Source organism: Arthrobacter sp. 05T420 (assembly GCF_056396305.1).
Genome location: NZ_JBFTLG010000040.1, coordinates 1 through 1,268, shown reverse-complemented (window position 1 = coordinate 1,268; position 1,268 = coordinate 1). Strand labels below are relative to the sequence as shown.

Sequence of the window (1,268 nt, the reverse complement as noted above, 5' to 3'; positions counted from 1 at the left end):
GGCAAAGTCATATGGTCGTAGCAACGCTCTGATTGATGGAGCGTTTTATGGTCAAGCTGTTTCCTCCGAATACCCGCACCGACTTCGTTGACATGGTGTGTGGCGGGATGTCGATACTCGCCGCGGCCCGGCGTGTCGGGGTCATGCATGGGACCGGAAGGCGGTGGTGGGCGCAGTCTGGCCAGATGATGGCTGTGAACATGGGGGCKGTCGGCGGTCTTGCGGACCCGGCGCCGACGGTGGACGGTCCGGGCGGCCGGGCGTTGAATCTGGCTGAGCGGGGGATGATCCAGATGGGCCTGCGCAGCGGACTTAGTTACGCCAGGATCGGTGAGATGATCGGCCGGGACCGGTCCGTGGTCTGGCGGGAAGTGAACCGGAACACCAGCGCGGACCGGGTGTATTACGCCTCGGTTGCCCATACGAACGCTCATCAGGCCAGACGCCGGCCGAAGGCGTTGAAGCTCGTCCAGGATGAGGCGCTGTGCCGGCTGATCGGGGTGTGGATGGATGACGGGTGGAGCCCGAAACTGATCTCGGCGATGTTGGCCTTCTACTTCGCCGACGATCAGACTATGCAGGTGAGCCACGAAACGATCTACCAGGCCTTATATGTTCAATCCCGCGGAAGTCTGCGGGCAGATCTGGCGGAGAAGCTCAGCCTGAAGCGGAAGCAGCGGGTTCCCCACGCCGCGGACCGGACCAAGAACAGCCCGTACAAGGAGGCGTTCAAGATCAGTGAACGCCCGGCCGAAGTCCAGGACCGGGCCGTCCCCGGCCACTGGGAGGGCGACCTCATCATCGGCTGCGACGGGACGGCGAKCGGCACGCTGGTGGAACGCTCGACCCGGTTCACGATCCTCCTCCACCTTCCCGGAGACCACACCGCTGAGACTGTCGCTGCCGCGATGATCCGGGAGATGGGCACGCTCCCGGATCACCTGCGCCGCTCGATCACCTGGGACCGCGGCACCGAACTCGCCGAGTACGCCCGGATCCAGACCGCCCTGGACACCACGCTCTACTTCTGCGATCCGCACTCGCCCTGGCAGCGCGGGACCAACGAGAACACCAACCGGCTCCTGCGGTTCTGGTTCGAGAAAGGCTCGGACCTCTCCGTTCACACCCCCGAGGACCTCCGGCAGGTCGCCGCGAAACTCAACCGCCGGCCCCGGCCCACCCTGAACCTGGAAACCCCAGCCAACCGGCTGAACCAGCTGCTGCACGCAGCCTAACCCCCTGCGTTGCTCCCACTGATTGACTTTGCC

1 protein-coding gene is annotated in these 1,268 nt (G+C 64.8%); it reads left to right on the top strand.

From position 1 onward, the window contains the following. Positions 1–47 precede the first annotated feature (47 nt). A complete protein-coding gene (locus AC1DEM_RS21610; RefSeq protein ID WP_476886326.1) occupies positions 48–1,235 on the top strand; it encodes an IS30 family transposase in 1,188 nt (395 codons plus the stop codon). Positions 1,236–1,268 lie beyond the last annotated feature (33 nt).